Source organism: Acetobacter sp. (genome assembly GCF_047723915.1).
Classification (GTDB): domain Bacteria; phylum Pseudomonadota; class Alphaproteobacteria; order Acetobacterales; family Acetobacteraceae; genus Acetobacter.
Map to the genome: position 1 here is coordinate 407,127 of NZ_JBDOBQ010000001.1, position 16,526 is coordinate 423,652.

The 16,526-nt window shown below is 62.2% G+C and carries 11 protein-coding genes; 7 read left to right on the forward strand and 4 right to left on the reverse strand.

From position 1 onward, the window contains the following. The first annotated feature begins 22 nt into the window (after positions 1–22). Genes ABF990_RS01830 through ABF990_RS01860 form a run of 7 tightly spaced genes read left to right on the forward strand, consistent with a single transcriptional unit; the run spans position 23 to position 6,212 of the window. Positions 23–844, forward strand: coding sequence for a type VI secretion system accessory protein TagJ (locus ABF990_RS01830; RefSeq protein WP_415490158.1), 822 nt, complete (start codon positions 23–25; stop codon positions 842–844). Then, on the forward strand, positions 841–1,389 hold the full coding sequence (gene tssE, locus ABF990_RS01835; RefSeq protein ID WP_415490159.1) for a type VI secretion system baseplate subunit TssE: 549 nt from the start codon (positions 841–843) through the stop codon (positions 1,387–1,389). The genes ABF990_RS01830 and tssE overlap by 4 nt, the downstream gene beginning before the upstream one ends. After that, positions 1,382–3,205 carry a type VI secretion system baseplate subunit TssF gene (gene tssF / locus ABF990_RS01840; RefSeq protein WP_415490160.1) on the forward strand — a complete coding sequence of 608 codons (1,824 nt, stop codon included), beginning with the start codon at positions 1,382–1,384 and terminating at the stop codon, positions 3,203–3,205. Before tssE ends, tssF begins: the two co-directional genes overlap by 8 nt. Before the next feature lie 8 nt (positions 3,206–3,213). Then, positions 3,214–4,296: a type VI secretion system baseplate subunit TssG gene (gene tssG, locus ABF990_RS01845; RefSeq protein WP_415500442.1), complete on the forward strand. Its 1,083-nt coding sequence runs from the start codon at positions 3,214–3,216 to the stop codon at positions 4,294–4,296. A gap of 7 nt (positions 4,297–4,303) precedes the next feature. Next, positions 4,304–4,894 (forward strand): OmpA family protein, encoded by a 591-nt coding sequence (locus tag ABF990_RS01850; protein ID WP_415500443.1) that lies wholly within the window; start codon positions 4,304–4,306, stop codon positions 4,892–4,894. A 9-nt stretch (positions 4,895–4,903) separates the two neighbouring features. Next, positions 4,904–5,902 carry a hypothetical protein gene (locus ABF990_RS01855; protein WP_415500444.1) on the forward strand — a complete coding sequence of 333 codons (999 nt, stop codon included), beginning with the start codon at positions 4,904–4,906 and terminating at the stop codon, positions 5,900–5,902. A 19-nt stretch (positions 5,903–5,921) separates the two neighbouring features. Continuing rightward, positions 5,922–6,212 (forward strand): PAAR domain-containing protein, encoded by a 291-nt coding sequence (locus ABF990_RS01860; RefSeq protein ID WP_415500445.1) that lies wholly within the window; start codon positions 5,922–5,924, stop codon positions 6,210–6,212. A gap of 109 nt (positions 6,213–6,321) precedes the next feature. Here the strand turns inward: ABF990_RS01860 and ABF990_RS01865 are convergent, their stop codons facing one another. From ABF990_RS01865 to ABF990_RS01880, 4 genes are all read right to left on the reverse strand, one after another. Next, on the reverse strand, positions 6,322–8,175 hold the full coding sequence (locus tag ABF990_RS01865) for a protein kinase domain-containing protein (RefSeq protein ID WP_415500446.1): 1,854 nt from the start codon (positions 8,173–8,175) through the stop codon (positions 6,322–6,324). 7 nt (positions 8,176–8,182) lie between these two features. Further along, complete coding sequence (locus ABF990_RS01870; RefSeq protein ID WP_415500447.1) at positions 8,183–11,080, reverse strand: CHAT domain-containing protein; 2,898 nt, start codon at positions 11,078–11,080, stop codon at positions 8,183–8,185. 239 nt (positions 11,081–11,319) lie between these two features. Continuing rightward, on the reverse strand, positions 11,320–14,625 hold the full coding sequence (locus ABF990_RS01875; RefSeq protein ID WP_415500448.1) for a beta strand repeat-containing protein: 3,306 nt from the start codon (positions 14,623–14,625) through the stop codon (positions 11,320–11,322). Continuing rightward, a complete protein-coding gene (locus ABF990_RS01880) occupies positions 14,622–16,355 on the reverse strand; it encodes a ShlB/FhaC/HecB family hemolysin secretion/activation protein (RefSeq protein ID WP_415500449.1) in 1,734 nt (577 codons plus the stop codon). Before ABF990_RS01880 ends, ABF990_RS01875 begins: the two co-directional genes overlap by 4 nt. Positions 16,356–16,526 lie beyond the last annotated feature (171 nt).

Sequence of the window (16,526 nt, forward strand, 5' to 3'; positions counted from 1 at the left end):
GTTTGATAAGGACCCTTCACCCATGTCGGATACAGCATCTTCCACTGCGCCACTGTCCGCTGCTGCCCTTCTCCGGGCCGGGCGGCTCGATGACGCGATTGCAGCGGCCACAGCGGCCGTGCGCGCTGCCCCGACCGATATCGGCCAGCGTGTGCTGCTGGCCGAACTGCTGCTGTTCAGCGGCAATCTGGAGCGCGCGGATGTCATTCTGGATGCGGCGGGCCAGATCGACCCTTCGGTTGCTGTCGTTATTTCCGAATTCCGGCAGCTTCTGCGCGCGGAAACGGCCCGCAAGCAGGTGCTGACCGAAGGCCGCGTGCCCGATATTCTCGAAACGCTCGCAGCCGACGGACAGGCATCCCTTGCCGGACTGACGGCCCTGCGCGGCAACGACCCGACTGAAGCCGCCGTGCAGTTATCCAGGGCGGAAGCCCTGCGTCCCCGCGTGGGCGGAGAGGCCGATGGCCGCATTTTCGACGATTTCCGCGATGTGGACGACCTGCTGCCCGGTTATGTCGAAACCCTGACCGTGACCGGAAAATATTTCTGGATTCCGGTGTCGCGCATAGAAAGCATGATTTTTCATCCACCCAGGCGCCAGCGCGATCTGTTCTGGCGGCGGTGTTCCATGAGCGTGCATGCTGGCCCCGATGGTGATGTCTATGTGCCAGCCCTTTACCACACGACCGGTGAAAGCGATGACGCGCACCGTCTGGGCCGCGCCACGTCCTGGCAGGAGGAAGACGGAATTGTCCGTGGTGTCGGGCAACGTCTGTTCCTGATCGGTGAGGAGGACTGCCCGATCATGGACCTGCAGACCGTAACCTTCGATACGCCCGCATGAACGACGCAACGATCAACCAGCCAGCCAATGCCAATATTTTCCTTGAGCGCATGCGTGACGCCGGGGCAAGGGTCAAGCTGTCGGTGCTGGACCGGTTGATCGACACGGCCCCGGATAGCGACCGAGACCGCCCTATGTCCGCGACCGAGGCATTGTCGGTGCTGCGTGTGGCTGTCCGGCGCGATCTGGAGGCCCTGCTGAACGGCCACCGTCGGTTTCGCGCCATTCCTGAGCGGTATGCAGCGCTGCGCGCGTCGAACCTTGGTTTCGGTCTGCCCGACTTCGCGGCCAGTGCCCGCAACGCGCAGGACGCGCGTGAGGAACTGCGCAGGGAAATGGAAAGCACGATCCGTACCTTCGAACCCCGGCTCATGCAGGTATCGGTTCTGGTTCAACCGTCGGATGAACAGGGCGCGCTGGCCACGCTGCGTTTTCGCATCGAGGCCCTGCTGCATGCCGACCCGGCCCCTGAACCGATTTCATTCGACACGACGGTTGATGCGGCGACAGCCAATATCATGATTTCGGGAGGTCAGGTTGGCTGACACGTTGCTGCCCTATTTCAACCGGGAACTGACCGCCGTTCGCCAACTGGCGGCCGAGTTCGCCCGTACTCATCCTAAAATTGCCGGTCGGCTGCGGCTTAGCCCCGATACGGTGGATGACCCGCATGTCGCACGCCTGCTTGACGGGGTCGCGTTCCTGTCGGCCCGGGTTCATGCCCGGCTTGATGACGAATTTCCCGAACTGACCGACACGCTGCTGGATATTCTCTACCCCCATTATCTTGCTCCGTTTCCGTCATGCGCCATTGCGCAGTTCGCTCCCCGACCGGAAACGACAACCCCGATCGAGATCGCACCCGGTTTCGAACTGGAAACGGAAGCCGTGCGTGGACAGGCCTGCCGTTATCGTACCGCTGCCCCCATGACCTTATGGCCCGTAAAAATTGAATCCGCCCGTCTTTCCGGTCAGCCATTTACGGCCCCCCTTAACCCTCGTGCTGTCGGGGCGGTGGCGGTGCTGCGCCTTGTTGTTACGACACTGAATGCGGATATGCCGTTCAGCACGCTGGGCATGGATCGTCTGCGTCTGTTCTTCCGTGGTGAGGGAGCCTCGGCGCTGTCGCTGTACGAACTGCTGGCCGGGCATACGCTGGGTGTGGCGCTGGCGACATCGCCGCAGGATGGCGCACCGGTATGCCTGGGACCAGACGCGATACAACAGGTTGGCTATGCCCCGGACGAAGCACTTGTACCGTGGTCCGGCCGTGGTTTTGCCGGGTTCAGGCTATTGAGCGAATATTTCGCGTTTCCGCAGAAATTCATGTTTCTGGATCTTTGTGGACTTGGCGCGCGGACAATGGTGCTCGATGACGGACGTCTGGAAATTTTCCTGTACCTCAACCAGTCGTCGCCAGAGCTGGAGCGCACAGTTGACGCTGACATGATCGCACTGGGCTGCGCGCCCGTCGTCAACCTGTTTCATCAGCGTTGCGAACCCATGGCGCTGGATCATACCGCCACAGAGTATCGTATTCTGCCCGACGCCAGACGGGCAAAAGTGACCGAGGTGTGGGAGGTCTCGGCTGTGACCGAACTGCGCCAGGATGGCACGTCCAGACCTTTCCAGCCTTTTTACAGAATGGCCGAGCCTCACGCCCCCCGCGCGGAGGATACCCCATCCTACCGGATTACCCGGCGTGAAGCCGGTGAGGGGCTGGGCGGGACGGACAGTTTTGTCACAATCTTCGACCCGGCCTTTGACCCCTTGCGCCCGTCCGACAGTGTTTTGTCGATCCAGGCTTTGTGTTTCAACCGCGATCTGCCGACAGAACTGCCCTTTGGCGGCGGGCATCCGCATTTTCGGCAATTGCAGCCCCATGGCAGCGTGCAGGACGTGCAATGCATTGTTCCCCCCACACCGACCCTGCGCCCCGAACGCCGGGCGCGTGGTGCGTGGCGGCTTATTTCCCACCTCTCACTCGGTCATTTTTCCATTACCGGACAAGGTGAAGGGGCTGCGTCGCTACGCGAGGTGCTGCACTTGTACGACCTGCTCGATACCGCCGAAACGCGTGCCTCGATCGAGGCGATTGTCGGCGTTCATGCAACACCCGGTGTCGCGCGCGTGCAGGGTGCGCGTCTTGGGGCGTTCTGTCGCGGGCTGGATGTGGAACTGGAACTGGATGGCCGGGCTTTTCATAGTGGCAGGCTTTATCTGCTGACTGCCGTTCTGGCCCGGTTCATGGCCCTGCATGCAAACATCAACTCCTTTGTCAGAACCACGCTCCGCCTGCGCGGAAAAAGCGAGCCTGAAGCCCGCTTTCCGCCAATGGCTGGCGCAAGGGCGCTGTTGTAGGCCCCGTGATGGTACAGACCGATACCCCGGCAGGCACCCTGTGCGCGCAGCCCCACCAGTTCACGTTCGATGCGGCCGTACGCCTGATGCGCGCCGTGGCGGCCAGAACCGGTGCACGCCCGCTCAGGTTCGATACGCCGTCCAGCCTTGCAGCGCCGACGCAGGAGGTTGTGTCCGTCACCTTGCCCGGTGACGGCAAACCTGCGCGGCTTACCACATCAGTTCTGGGCCTGACCGGTCCTTCGGGCGAGATGCCGCGCTGGTATACGGAACTGCTTAATCAGGTTGAACGGCAGAAGTCCCATGCGCTGGCGGATTTCGTGGGCATGCTCGCCCAGCCTGCCCTGTCTGCCTTTGCCGATGCGGCAACAAAGTACCGCCTGCACGCTTCGTCGGAACGGGCGCAGTGGTCCAACAGTGCCGAACCCGTGGGTACCGCCGTTCTTGCACTTGCGGGTTTTGATACGGCAGCAGGCGAGAGATTACCGTTTTCCACCGATCTGTTGCGCCATTATGCGGGTTTTTTCTCGTCCTATCCGCGTTCGGCCAGCCGGTTGGGGGCCATGCTGTCGGATTTTCTGCGCCGCCCCGTTGCCGTTGACGAGTTTGTCGGTGGCTGGCTGGCAATTCCGTCGGACCAGCGTACGCGCCTGCCTTTGGGGCGACAGGCAGGCGCGTTCTGCGCGCTGGGGGTCGACGCGGTTATCGGGTTGCGTACCTGGGACCAGCAGGGACGCTTTGTTCTGCGGGTGGGGCCACTCTCTCGCAGGGACTTCGAGGCCATGTTGCCCGACCGTCCGGGCCTGATCGCCCTGATTCACCTGACCAGGGCCTATGTCGGCCCGGATGTGGATTTTGCGGTCAATCCCGAACTGGATGCAAATGACATCCCCCCTTTCCGCCTGGCGGGCGGGGCGGAACAGGACACGCCGCCCCGTCTGGGCTGGACAACCTGGCTGCCATCGGCGACCGATGCCCTGCGGGGCCGTAAAAGCGTTGGAGACGCCCTGTTCGGGGCCTGGCTCGTCGCCGCCCATGACCCGACTGTCGACGCCACACCGCCCATTTTACACTCTTATCATCAAGGATAGACCGATCATGCGCTTTTCAACATCCCCTCTGGCGGCCCTCGCCCTTATCGCCTTTGCGTCCGGTACGCCGCAGGCTGCCCTGGCTCAGGCCAACCCGTCGGCCCAGCAGTTGATCAACCAGTTACGCCCCGGCGCACATATGGATGGCACAACCCGCGGTATCCGTATGCTGCCGGGTGGTACGGCCAGCAGCGCGCATCCGACATCCGCCGGAGGGCATTCCCATGCGGATACGCACGAGGCCGAACGCCCATCCGCCAGTCTGGTTGTCGATTTTCTTAATGGATCGGCGGAGCTGACACCACAGGCCACGGCCGCACTCGACCAGCTTGGCGCGGCGCTGACCAGTGCGCAGCTTGGCTCCTATCGCTTCAAAATTGTCGGCCATACCGATACCACGGGCAGTGCGAGCCTGAATCAGGCGCTTTCGACGCAGCGGGCCGATGCGGTAAAGGATTATCTGAAAACCAGATTCCAGATTGCCGATGACCGGCTTCAGGCGATTGGCGTGGGGCAGAATGGTCTGGCTGTGCCCACCCCGCCCAATACGTCGGAACGGCGTAACCGGCGTGTAGAAATTATCAATCTCAGCGCCTGACATTCTGACATGAGGCATTCTTCGCGCAACAACGACGATACGGTCATTTTACGTGCCCCCGCGCAGGGAATGCCCAGGTCTGTTTTTTTTGCCTGCGTTCGGCCCCGCGCGGTCCTGGCGGGCGTGGCGATCGTCATGGGGCTTGCCGGCGGGGGCACGGTCCTGTGGCGGAGCATGAAAGTTCCGCATGACCTGCCTTCCCCCCAGACAGAAGCCGGTATCGATATCGGGGCGAGCTGCGTTACGCACGCATTTGTCCTGGCGCAGGATCATGACATTCTTGTGCTCGATTTCTCATCGCTGCTCGCGCAGGGGCAGACCCTGAACAGAGTTGCCGCTTTTGTGGAAAAGGCGGGTCTTCCGCGTGACCGGGTGCTGGACGGCAGCGCCCTGCAAAGCGCCATTCATGAAAGTGGCGCGACCGAGCAGACCTACTATTATGGGCATGACTATCAGGCCGGGGATCTGCGCCGTTTTTTTGCCCAGGCGGTGCGTCAGTCAATAGCCCTGACACCGCAGGAACTCTGGTTGCATGCTGTGCTGGCACGCATGGGATGGTTGCAGTCCGACGCCAATGGCGCGTTGATTACGATCAGCGCATCGGGCGACGGGCTGGATGCCTCCATGCGCGCCATAACCCTGCGACATGAAATCGCTCATGGCGCGTTCTATACGGTTCCGGCTTACCGCGCCTATACCCGGCGTTTCTGGCAGGCGCTTGCCCCGTCGGAGCGGGCGGGTTTTATCACCTTTCTGGGGCAGCAGGGTTACGACACCACGTCCGAAGCTCTGATGTATAACGAAATGCAGGCCTATCTGGCCTTTACCGCCGATACCCGCTTTTTCAACGCGCAGGCCGTCAATCTGTCCGACGAACGGCTGGAAGCAATGAGAGTGTCGTTTCTCGACGGCATGCCGGATTTCTGGCTGCGGGAGCTTGCGACACATCCCGTGCCCCCGGCCTCGGTTTCGATCTGCCCGGAATCCCAGCCCGCCAATCCGACCTGAACAACGGAGCATGACCGCCATGGTCGCAAAACCTGCCGCCCGTATTACCGATATTCACACCTGCCCCGCCGTCAGCGGGCTGGTGCCCCATGTGGGCGGGCCGATCCTGACGGGCTCGCCCACTGTGCTGATCGGGGGCATGCCAGCAGCACGTGTGTCCGACACTGCGATATGCGTCGGACCGCCTGCAACGGTCATTACCGGGTCGGCAACCGTTTTTATAAACGGACTGCCAGCCGCGCGTCTGGGAGATCAGACATCGCATGGTGGAGCGATCATGCTTGGCTGCCCGACCGTATTGATCGGCTGACCGACGCGACAGGCATGCTTGTCTCCGCCGTGTCCGACTGTGTGTCATGAATTTGCGAACGGGGCTGGAGGTGAGGATGATGGATGGCAGGGCTTGAGGCCCTGCCCCGTCATGACCCTTTGGGGCGGGTTACGATGGGGTGTAGTGTTATCGCAACCTGCTGACCTGCACTGGCGGCTTTTGAGAGAAGCTCGGTCATGGCCGCCGTCATGGACGTGACATTGCCATCTGTCGGGATCTGGGCGCTCGGTAGCGGGCCGGACAAGGCCAGGCTGATCGCGAGATCCGTGCCGAATGGCGCGCCAACCTGCATGCGTGCGCCACCATGGGAACCATCGCCCAGCGTTTTGGTGGTGTTGGCGGCAAAAGCCTGCGAGGCATCGGGCGATGTCGGGTATATCCGCACGGCCGATCCGTCGTTGGAGAAATAGACCGTCCACAGATGCGCGGAAAAGGATGGCAGCGTGACGGCAATGGCAATCGGATCTCCGTCATGCAGCGGCTGGTCGTTGCCCGGCAGGGACATTGCCAGGCCGCTACTGCCCGAGGTTACGCCGTGATAGGTGCGCAGGGCATCGAAAATCGGACAATAGGGACCGTCGACCGGGTGCACTGTATTGCGGATCTGGCTTGATCCGGGCAGTTGCGCCAATGCGGCGTCCAGAGCGGCCTTGGGGCTTCCTGCGCCGACATACCCTGATAATGTCACCTGTCCGCCATCCCGGGCGGCCGTCAGAAAACTGCATGGCAGAGTACCTACCGTAGCGGCAATCCGTGCCGGGTCCGGCGCCACGGACGGCACCGGCGGGGTTGGCCCCTGCGCCGATGCGCCCGGCAAGGGGGGTACGGTTTCTCCCGCCTGCGTGGCGGCGGCTGCGACAGGCGGGTCTTCACTGCCGGGGCTGAAAAGGAAATACCCTCCCCCGCCCAGGACCGCGACTGTAACCAGGCCGCCTGCTGCAAGTGCTGCCAGGGGTAGGCCCTTGCGCGCTGCACCGGCTTGCGGCGGTAGGCTGGCGGGTGCCGTAGCACGGGGCGAAGGGGCTGGCGTGTGCCGCGACGGTGCAATGAATGTGCCATCGTCGTCCGTTGTCGTATTCTGGCCTGCGTCTGGTGTGTCCTGATCGTTGGCGCGGAGAGGCTCCGCAAGCAGGGCATTGCGCAATGCCGCGGCAAACGCGGAGGCGGAGGCATAGCGCCGGTCTGGCTGTTTTGCCATGGCGGTCAGCACGACATGATCGAGTGCTGGCGTGACCGCGACGGACAGCGCTGATGGTGGCAGGGGCTCGGTGTTCAGGACCTTGTGCATGATGGCGGTCAGCCCGCCGTCGAACGGCTTGTCGCCTGTCAGGATCTGGTAGAGCATTACCCCGGTGGAATAAATATCCGTCCGGGCGTCGACGCGCTGGCCCATGAACTGTTCTGGCGACATATAGGCTGGCGTGCCGAGAATTGTTCCGGCCTGGGTAAACGAACTGCTTTCGATGCGTGCAATGCCGAAATCCGCGATCTTGATTTCACCGCCGGAGGTCAGCATGACATTGGCGGGTTTGATATCGCGGTGCACCACGCCCCTGTCGTGGCTGAACTGCAAACCCGCCAGCAATGCGTCCATCAGGCGCACCACGTCCTCGACCCCGTAGCGTTCGCCGTTGTCGAGCACCTGCTTCAGTGTGGTGCCGTCCACATATTCCATGACGATATAAGCAAGGTCGTCAGTTTCCCCATAATCGAAAACACCGACGATATTGGGGTGCTGCAAACGCCCGGCAGCCTTTGCCTCGCGCCGGAAACGCTCCAGTTCCTCTATGGCCTGTGCATCTTCGCTGTCGGCATCGACCAGGCGGACCGTCTTGATGGCGACGGTTCTGTCGATGACAGGGTCGTACCCTTCGTAGACGGTGCCCATGGCCCCTTTGCCAAGGATACGACGCAGTTCATATTTGCCCAGTCTATCGCTCATGGGAATCCTATAAAGACATGGGCGGAATATCGGAAGGGGCTGGCTTTCCCCCATCGCCGATTACGACAAAGGCAGCCCAGAAAAACGGATTGCCCAATGATGATGACGGACTTGCCGCCGCATCCTGCAGCATCGCCAGTTGCGCCGCGCGCAGACTGGCGGCCACCCCGCCCGAGCGATCGTCATGGATATGCGACAGCGATGACGCCACCAGATAGGCGGAGGCCTGATCGTTGACCGACCATTGCGTGACCATGACGGCGCGCGCGCCTGCGTAAAAGAAACTGCGGGCCAGGGCCGAAAGTGCCTCCCCCCCCTGTGCTCCGCCCTGCGTATTGCACGCTGACAGCAGGGCAAGGTCCGCATCCAGGTGGAGTGCTCCTATGATATCGGCATCCAGAAGCGCGTCTTTCAGGTCTGGTGCCGTAGGCGGAGTGGAGGCCACAATGACCGGTTCCGCCAGGCAGGGCAGGTCTGTGGGCAACAGGGCATGCGTTGCAAAATGCACGATCCGGTAATTGCCCAGAGAGGCCTGGCGCACGTTCGGCGCGGTATACTGTGTTCCCAGAAGCTGGTCCTGCGCGCCTGCGCCGAAAATGGCTGACGCGGCCTGAAGTTCAAGTCGCGCATAAGGCAGGGCTGGCAGCCCGGCAAAGGCTTCGGCACTGGCGTGGCAGCCTGCACCGGTCAATGTTGCGCTGGACTGCGACAGGCTGGCGGGCCGGAAATCTCCAAGTCCGAACCATGGACGATGCGCCATGGATGTACCCTCGGCCTTGCGCAGCCCCACGAAATTCCCCGCTGTGGGGACATAGGCCAGACTGACCTTGCGGATGAGCCATGGCGCATGCGCTAGATCGTCGGCTTTTGCGGGCCCGGTCGGCAGAAGGGCGAATGGGAGCGCCAGCAATGCGCCCGATGGAGCAATGACAAGTTCATGGACCCCGTCCATGCTGCTTGCCACAGGACCCAGTGTGGCATTGTAGATTGCTGCCGCCTGTTCCATGGCGAATGACGGCAGCCCATCCTGCCCTGGCGTTATGGAGGCCCGGACCTTGCCAACCAGTGCCGCCATGTCGTTGTCGCTCAGGCCATTCTGTGCGACGACCACGTGCCCGGCATGCAGCAGGAACAGCCAGGTGTGGCTGGGCGTGCTTGTCACGCCAAAAAAGGCCTCGTCCGGTCGCAGGCGTTCGAGCACATTTCTGGCGGGAACTGCCTGTTGCACAAGCTGGCCGTAATTGGGCACAAGCGCCTGTTCGGCCATGGCGGCCTGCTGCAAGGCCGCATGTGTTGCGGCGATCTCCCTGTCTATCCCGGCCAGATCGGCATGGTGATCGCCTTCATGGGGCAGTTCGGCAAGCTGGTCGCGTTTTTGGTAAAGGGTTTCGAGCTTCTGCTGTGCGTCCTGCTGGGCCCGTATTGCCGCAACCAGTTTCGGGTCGCCCGATGACGATGACAGGCGGGCCGCGGCCAACGAGATCTGACGGGCGGTCACGCTGCCCTGTATCCATTCTGCCGCCTCGAACATTTCAGCATGAAGAGCATCGGCCTGTGTGGGGGTGCTGTCGGCCGTGGCGGCATAAATATCCAGGCACGGGCCGATAAGACGGGCCGATGCGCCCCGGCGCAGGGCGTGCAGCAGCGTCATGCCCCGGCGGCAGTTATCGAGTGCGGCTGGCCGGTCTCCGTTCGCAGAAAGAGCGGCGGCGCGCAGCAGGATGGTTTCCGCCATGGGCCGTGACTCCGGCATGCCGGTATCGAAGTTGTGCAACGCCTTGTCGAGTTCACGCGCCGCAAGGGTGTGATGATGACGCGCAATGGCAAGGGCTGCCACGGTAAGGTGCAACCGCCCGGCCATGGCTGAGGATGTTGCATCGGAGCGTTCGGCTATCAGGTCTGCTCGCGCGATCGCCGCGTCGCTGCCCTGTACATCGCCCGTCTGGTACAGGGCGAGTGCCAGATGACGCCAGACCTCTATGGCGCCCAGGGTGGCGGTCTGGGTCAGCGGGTCGCTCAGGCTGAGCTGGGCCCCCAGCAGCGCCGCGCCCTCGGTCTGTGCAAAAGGCGAAAGGGGGGACGCTGCTGTATCCAGCAGGCCGGGTGGCAGCAGGCTCTCGTAACGCGACAGGGCGTCGCGCAGCAGGGGAATGGCCGCGAGCGGCATGGCCTGATTGAGTTTATCCAATGCCTGATCGTAAAGTGCCGCCGCAGGCGCCGTCGGGTCGTCGCTCCGGGGCAGGAGCCGGTCTGCCGCGGCAAACTGTGCCTGTGCCTCGGCATAACGTCCTTCATTGGAGAGATTGAGCGCCAGTGCCAGAATGGCGCCTATGGTGCCGGGAGCATCCACGCCAAGCTGTTTCTGCTGCAGAGCCAGTGCCGCCCGGTAAGCCAGCACGGCGGACGGGAAATCTTCCGCCTGGTTGGCCCGTGCGCCCAGGGCCATCAGGCGCGTATATTCACGAATATCGCCTGTGCTGAACGCATGCGCGGCCAGCCGCCCCACCAGACGGCTGTTGACGGCGCTGTCTGGTGTGGCTGTGGTCTTTTCCGGTGTAGATCTGCCATTCACGATATCGACCGCCCTGAGCAGCGCTGGCAGGGCTGATTGCACACCTTGGGCATAATAGGCCCGTCCGGCCCGCACCTGCACAATGCCCACATAGGGCCAGCCTGCCTGGCGCTGGCGGCAGGTTATCAGCCGTCCGGCCTGATCGTCGTGGATGCGTAAGGCTTTGGGGGCGTCGCAGGCGTAGCCCGCGTCCAGCCCGGCCCGCCAGCGGCTGGATGCAGCCAGTCGGGCCAGTAACGCGTCTTCGCTGGCTGTGGTCTCGTCCCGGTGCAGGGGCTCGATCTGGACATGTCCGCTGGGTTGGTCCCAGTCGCCGCAATACAGGTCCCGCATGCTGCCCTGCGTCTGTATTGTACAGGACGCTCCCGAACTGTCCTGCCCGGCAGGTAGCGTGTTGGCCGCAGTGTCGTCAGTGCTGCCAGTGTCATAGGCCGATGCGGGAGGGTGCGTGCATCCCGAGCAGACGAGCGCCAGAAACACACAGAATATGAGCTGGCAGACCCCAGGTCCGATTGCTAAGCCGTAGCGCGCTCCACGCTGCCTGGCGGTGTGAGATGACGGGTGCTGCACGCTCAATAATCCTGCCCGGCAACGCCCGGCAGATAAATGCTGCTGTCGGTCCTGTGTTTTGGCCCCGTCCGGGGGCTGTAACTGAACAGCGGATTGCTGCCCAGGGCGTCTTTCGGCTCGCTTCCCTTCACACCGAGCAGGCTGGTGCCAGCGCTGTTGCCGCTTCCGCTGTTCTGGGAACCGTAACTGGATAGCGGATTGGCAATGACGGGCACAAACGCGCTGGTCTGCGGCGACGGTCTGTTTTGCGTTGGTGCGGTGGTGTCGGGGTTCGTCGGCGCGGGAGTGTTGTTACCTGTCCCCGGATCTGTATCGGGTGTCGTGCATGTGGTGGCGCCGAATACGCAGCCATTGAAACGGTCGCGCGTCGTGTCGGCGGAGTAGGCAAGCGCCTTGCCGGCCGCCTGTGTGCCTGTTACCCCGCCCAGCGTTCCGTCCATATCGGCCGCTGCGCCACCGTACAGGGTCAGCGACAGCAGATCGACATTGCCCGTTACCGTGGCCTGATCCCCCAGGCGCAGGACAAGGTTCGTGCTCGGCGCAAGAAGTTGCCCGCCCGCCCCGCCCAGGGTCATGCTGCCCGTTCCGGGTAGGGCAAGTGTTACCGTGGCGGGCGTGCTGGCATAGGCGGATTGCAAAGGACCGTCATTGATATAGAAAGTCCCCGCCTGTTGGAGCGTTGCTCCGGTGCCGGTAACGCTTAGCGTGCTGAGATCGGTTGCGGAACGGGGGGAAAGGAACAGGCTGCCGCCCGCGCCCAGGGTCAGGTTCCCTGCTGCTGTCACGTCGACCGCATGAGCGACCAGCGGGCCATCCAGTGCGAGAGGCGATGTAGTGTTCAGCGCGAATGTGCCGTTCTGGACGACAAAACGTCCCAGTGTGCCAATGGTATTTGCGCCGGACAGAACCGTATCCCCCGTCACGGCACCTGCACCCGTCGTCAGGACACCGGCGCTGATAGCGCCGTCTGCGCTCTCGCGTAACGTGCCGGCGTTCTGGACTGTCAGGGTGCCCGGAGTGCTGATCAACCCGGTAAGGTCGAGTGCGCTGTTGGTGCGTATGCTGATGTCGCCTGTTGCCGCCATGTGGCCCAGTGCCGGAACGGTATTGTCCCCATTGAGCAGGATACTGCCATTAAAGATGCTATCGCCCGTTGAAATCAGGGATTGCGAAATATCTGTGCCCGTAGCCTGCGTTAGTGTGCCGCCACCCTCGATCTGCATCTGTCCCGTGCCGGTAATGGCGCTACTCAATACGGTGTCCGCGTCGCGATCGATAATCAGGGTGCCGTTATTGACGATATCGGTGGCGACGCTCCCACCCTGCCCCCCGTTTCCGAGCTGAAGGGTGCCCCCGGCCTCTACCGTTGTCGTGCCGGTATAGGTGTTCTGGCCCGACAGAATCTGGGTGCCCCCGGTCACGCTCAGGCCGTTGCCGACGCTTTCCTGATCGGGCCCGTTGGCGATGACCCCGCCGAATGAACCCGCGGCATTGGTAAGGGTCAGTCCCTGCTCACCCAGGAGTACCGACCCATTCCCCGCCAGTGACGTGATCTGTGGCGCCCATGACGATGAGACATCGAACGTGCCGTTAGCGATCACGGAGCGGGAACTGGCAATGCTGCCATCCACAAGCCGCACCGTTGCACCGGTGTCGATAAGGGTTGGGCCGGTATAGGTGTTGTCGCCAAACAGCATCAGGGTGCCGCTGTTGACGGTCAGGCTGCCGCCGACACCGCCTGCAAGCCCGCCATCCGTGATGCTGCCAGAAAATGCACTTCCGTCCGAGACGTCATTTGCACCGCCGCTCGCGGCTGTCAGGGTCAGGTTGTTGCCCCCCAGCGCAATGGTGCCGTCACCATTGAGCGAACCAACCGATACGCTATGAGACGCACCGGAAATATCGAACGTGCCGTTATCCTGAAGTGCCGATGCTGTGCTGAGCTGTCCGTTGCCCGCGAGGGACAGCGTTGCGTCGGAAGACACATAGATGAACGCGGCATTGACTGACCCCAGCACCTCGGCCGACATGTCAAAGTCAACCGACTGCGCATTGACGCTGCCGGTGGAACTGACCTGCACAGGGCCTGCAAAGTTGACCGTGGCGGCATTGATCGTTCCGGTGTGGGTGACCTTTGCCTGCGACGGAGTGGTTACGGTGACATTGCCGGGCGTTGTGATGGTACCTGCCAACTGGCTTGACTGCTCGGCCTGAATGGAGACATCTCCGCTGGCCGTGCCACCGCTCGTATCGATCCTGCTGGCCGCCGTTGTCACGACAGCACCACCCGTTGCGTTGACGCTGACAGTGCCGCCTGAAGCGCTGTCGGACCCCTGGGCCAGAAGATCCCCGGCAATGGTGATATTGCCGCCAATACCCTGGATTGAAATACTTCCCTTCTCACCCGCGTCGATGTGGCCACCGGCATTGACCAGTGTGCTGACCACCCCGTCAGCGGCCTGCGCCGTCAGTTGCACCCTGCCCCCGGGGGCGGACAGTTTGCCGGTGCTGCTATTGGTGACAAGAACGGTGTTTTTGGCCACAGCACCTGCGCCAATCTTGTCCGTGACATCGAAATTGACCAGCCCGTCGCCATACAGGTCGAGCGTGAACGCCGTAACGCCCCCAGCCAGCAGGATTGTTCCAAGGTTCGCGGTAATGGTGCCGGAGTTCGAGACCTGCGGTGCGACCAGCCCGACAAGCCCTGCCTGTCCCGCGCTGATCGTAGCCCCCTGGTTGACCGTGATCGCCGGAGACGTGACCGACGAGCCGGTTGGCGCGCTGAATGACAGAACCCCGTTTTCGAAACTGCTGTCGTTGAGGTGAGAGGGTGTTACGATGACGCTTTGGGCGCTGACATTCGCACCGTTGTAAAAAATGGCCCCGGACGGGTTTTCGAGTATGAAGACGCCGTTGGCGGTAATGGATCCCGCGATATTGGATGTTTTGTCGCCCGTGACACGGTTGAGTATCATTGCGGTCTTACTGGGCTGCACGAAGTTTACACTTGCCTTGGCTCCGACATCGAAGCTGGACCATGTGACGATCGCGTTGGGGGATGTCTGGTTCACGGTCAGTGTGGTGGTCGAACCTGTGGTCACCGGTGTGCCGATCGTGGCCGTTCCGCCTGTATTGACCCCGCCCTGCGGCACCGTGTTCGCGGCAGGTGCGGTCTGGCCATAGACGGTTACTGCCCAGGTCAGACCAATCCATACGCCAAAACAGCTACGGTAAGGTGCCGCACGCCGGGCGGCACGGTGGCCGCTCGGGGTGGCGTGGCGTTCTGTCGGTGGGGAAAACGCGGTCAATAGAGTACTGTCGCCCCCCAATAGAACATCGTCCGCCCCAGTGTTTCCGCACCCAGGCCCTCGTACTCCACCTCTGTCGCCAGACGATGGACGAACTCTCCCTGCATCTGGAAATTATGCCCGAAGCCGACCTTGACCCCCACCCCAGCGGACGCCAGACGGGGATTGCTGCCGCCTGGCTGGTTCGACCAGGCCTGCCCCCAGTCGTAGAAACCATATAGCTGCGAGTTGATGTCGATATTTCTTTGAAAAACACCTATTTGCGTAGCTGCGTTCAACTGAAGTTCAGCCGTGGCGTAGGCCGTTTTGTCGCCCGCGACCTGACCCGAATAATACCCACGGGTGAAGGATTGGCCGCCCAGATAAAACTCTTCCGCCGTTGGCAGAATGGACGGGGTATATTGCCCGCCCGCCGCCCCCCGCAATGCGACCAGAGCACCCTGCCATGGCGTGAAAAGCGCCTGTGTACGGGAAATGGCGAGTGAAATTTTTCTGAAGTCAAAGCGCGCATTATTGCGCCCGCCGGGTGGAGCGCTGCGCCCGTTCGCTGAACTTCCCATGAAAGGAAGACCCTGGGAGCCGGTCAGATCAACCGTGCTCGTGCCTGCAAGGGCATTGCCAAACCACAGGTCCTGCCATGCATAACTGACATTTGCCCGCGCCACGCGCATGCTGTCCTGGCTGAGACCGGCCCGCCCGATGGAAATCGCCACGTCGCGTCCGTCAAGACTGAGGCGCGTTGTCAGGGCCTGCCTGCGGCCCAGCAGGACAGGATAATCCAGCGACCCGCCAAAACTTACAACCTGGCTGTGGTAGTCGATTTCGCGCAACACACCCGAGGGTGCTGCCCGCCCCATGCCGCCATAGGCATGGAGCTGAAGACCGCTTGAGCCGATAAAAACGTTTTCTGACAGTTGTCCGAAATTATCTGTGTTGCCATCCGTGTGGTAATAGACAAGATCGGTACGGTCCCCCAGCGAGGTAAAGCTGTTGAGGTGGACCACCACCAGCCCTTCTGTCGGTCCGGTGTTTTCATACCCGCGATTATCGGCCGATATCATGGCCGATACGGCTTGGCGGCTGACATCGGCAATCAGGGTCAGCGCCCCGGGTTCACGGTTCGCGTTCTGCAGGACTGCGCGCAGCTTTATGCCGGCAACCTGCTGGGCAAGAAGCAGCCAGCGCTCCATCTCGGCATTGGCAAGCGGGCGGCGGTCGACAAGATGTTCCAGCAACGCCAGCACCTTTGCGCCAGCGGGCCCGATGTCATGGCCCAGTTTGACCGCCGCAATATAGCCTTCCGTAACCACGAAATGGACATTGGCATTTCGGTCGATATTCATCGAGACGGTCGAGAGCAGAAAACCATGCTCCCGATAAAGCCTGACGACCGCAAGGCGTGTCTGTTCAAGAACGGCCAGTGTGACACGGCGATGCGCGACAGGCTGCGCAATCCCGTTCAGCACCGACAGGGGAAACGCATCCGCTCCCGCAAAGGAGACCGACTTGATGGAAAGCGAAAGAGACGGCAGCTTGCCCTCGCGTTCCCTTTCCCGGACAACGGGCAGCGAACGCCCCAGAACAGGTGTTGCCTGGGGAAGCTCTCTTGGAATGGGCGAGGTTTCAAGCACGGGCAGCGAAGGCTGCGCCCAGGCGGACGACACGGGGAGCAGGACGGCGGACCCAGCCCCCAGCCATGTTCGCCATACTGTGCAATCACCCTTCGACACCACACCACCTGCCCGCGCAAAAAGAAATACTCAGTCCAGAACGAGAAAAAACAAATAATAACGCGCCGGTACAAAAGATTTATACATGCGACAGACACGGCAGGCCGTCTCTCGCATGGTCAGGCGCGCCTTGACTGTCGCACCCCGCGAATGCGCGCGCAAGTCCCCAGA

Excerpts from the sequence above, each read along its gene's own strand:
- tssE (WP_415490159.1), top strand. The coding sequence starts at position 841 with ATGAACGACGCAACGATCAACCAGCCAGCCAATGCCAATATTTTCCTT.
- ABF990_RS01850 (WP_415500443.1), top strand. The coding sequence starts at position 4,304 with ATGCGCTTTTCAACATCCCCTCTGGCGGCCCTCGCCCTTATCGCCTTT.
- ABF990_RS01830 (WP_415490158.1), top strand. The coding sequence starts at position 23 with ATGTCGGATACAGCATCTTCCACTGCGCCACTGTCCGCTGCTGCCCTT.
- tssG (WP_415500442.1), top strand. The coding sequence starts at position 3,214 with ATGGTACAGACCGATACCCCGGCAGGCACCCTGTGCGCGCAGCCCCAC.
- ABF990_RS01865 (WP_415500446.1), bottom strand. The coding sequence starts at position 8,175 with ATGAGCGATAGACTGGGCAAATATGAACTGCGTCGTATCCTTGGCAAA.
- ABF990_RS01860 (WP_415500445.1), top strand. The coding sequence starts at position 5,922 with ATGGTCGCAAAACCTGCCGCCCGTATTACCGATATTCACACCTGCCCC.
- ABF990_RS01870 (WP_415500447.1), bottom strand. The coding sequence starts at position 11,080 with ATGCGGGACCTGTATTGCGGCGACTGGGACCAACCCAGCGGACATGTC.
- ABF990_RS01855 (WP_415500444.1), top strand. The coding sequence starts at position 4,904 with ATGAGGCATTCTTCGCGCAACAACGACGATACGGTCATTTTACGTGCC.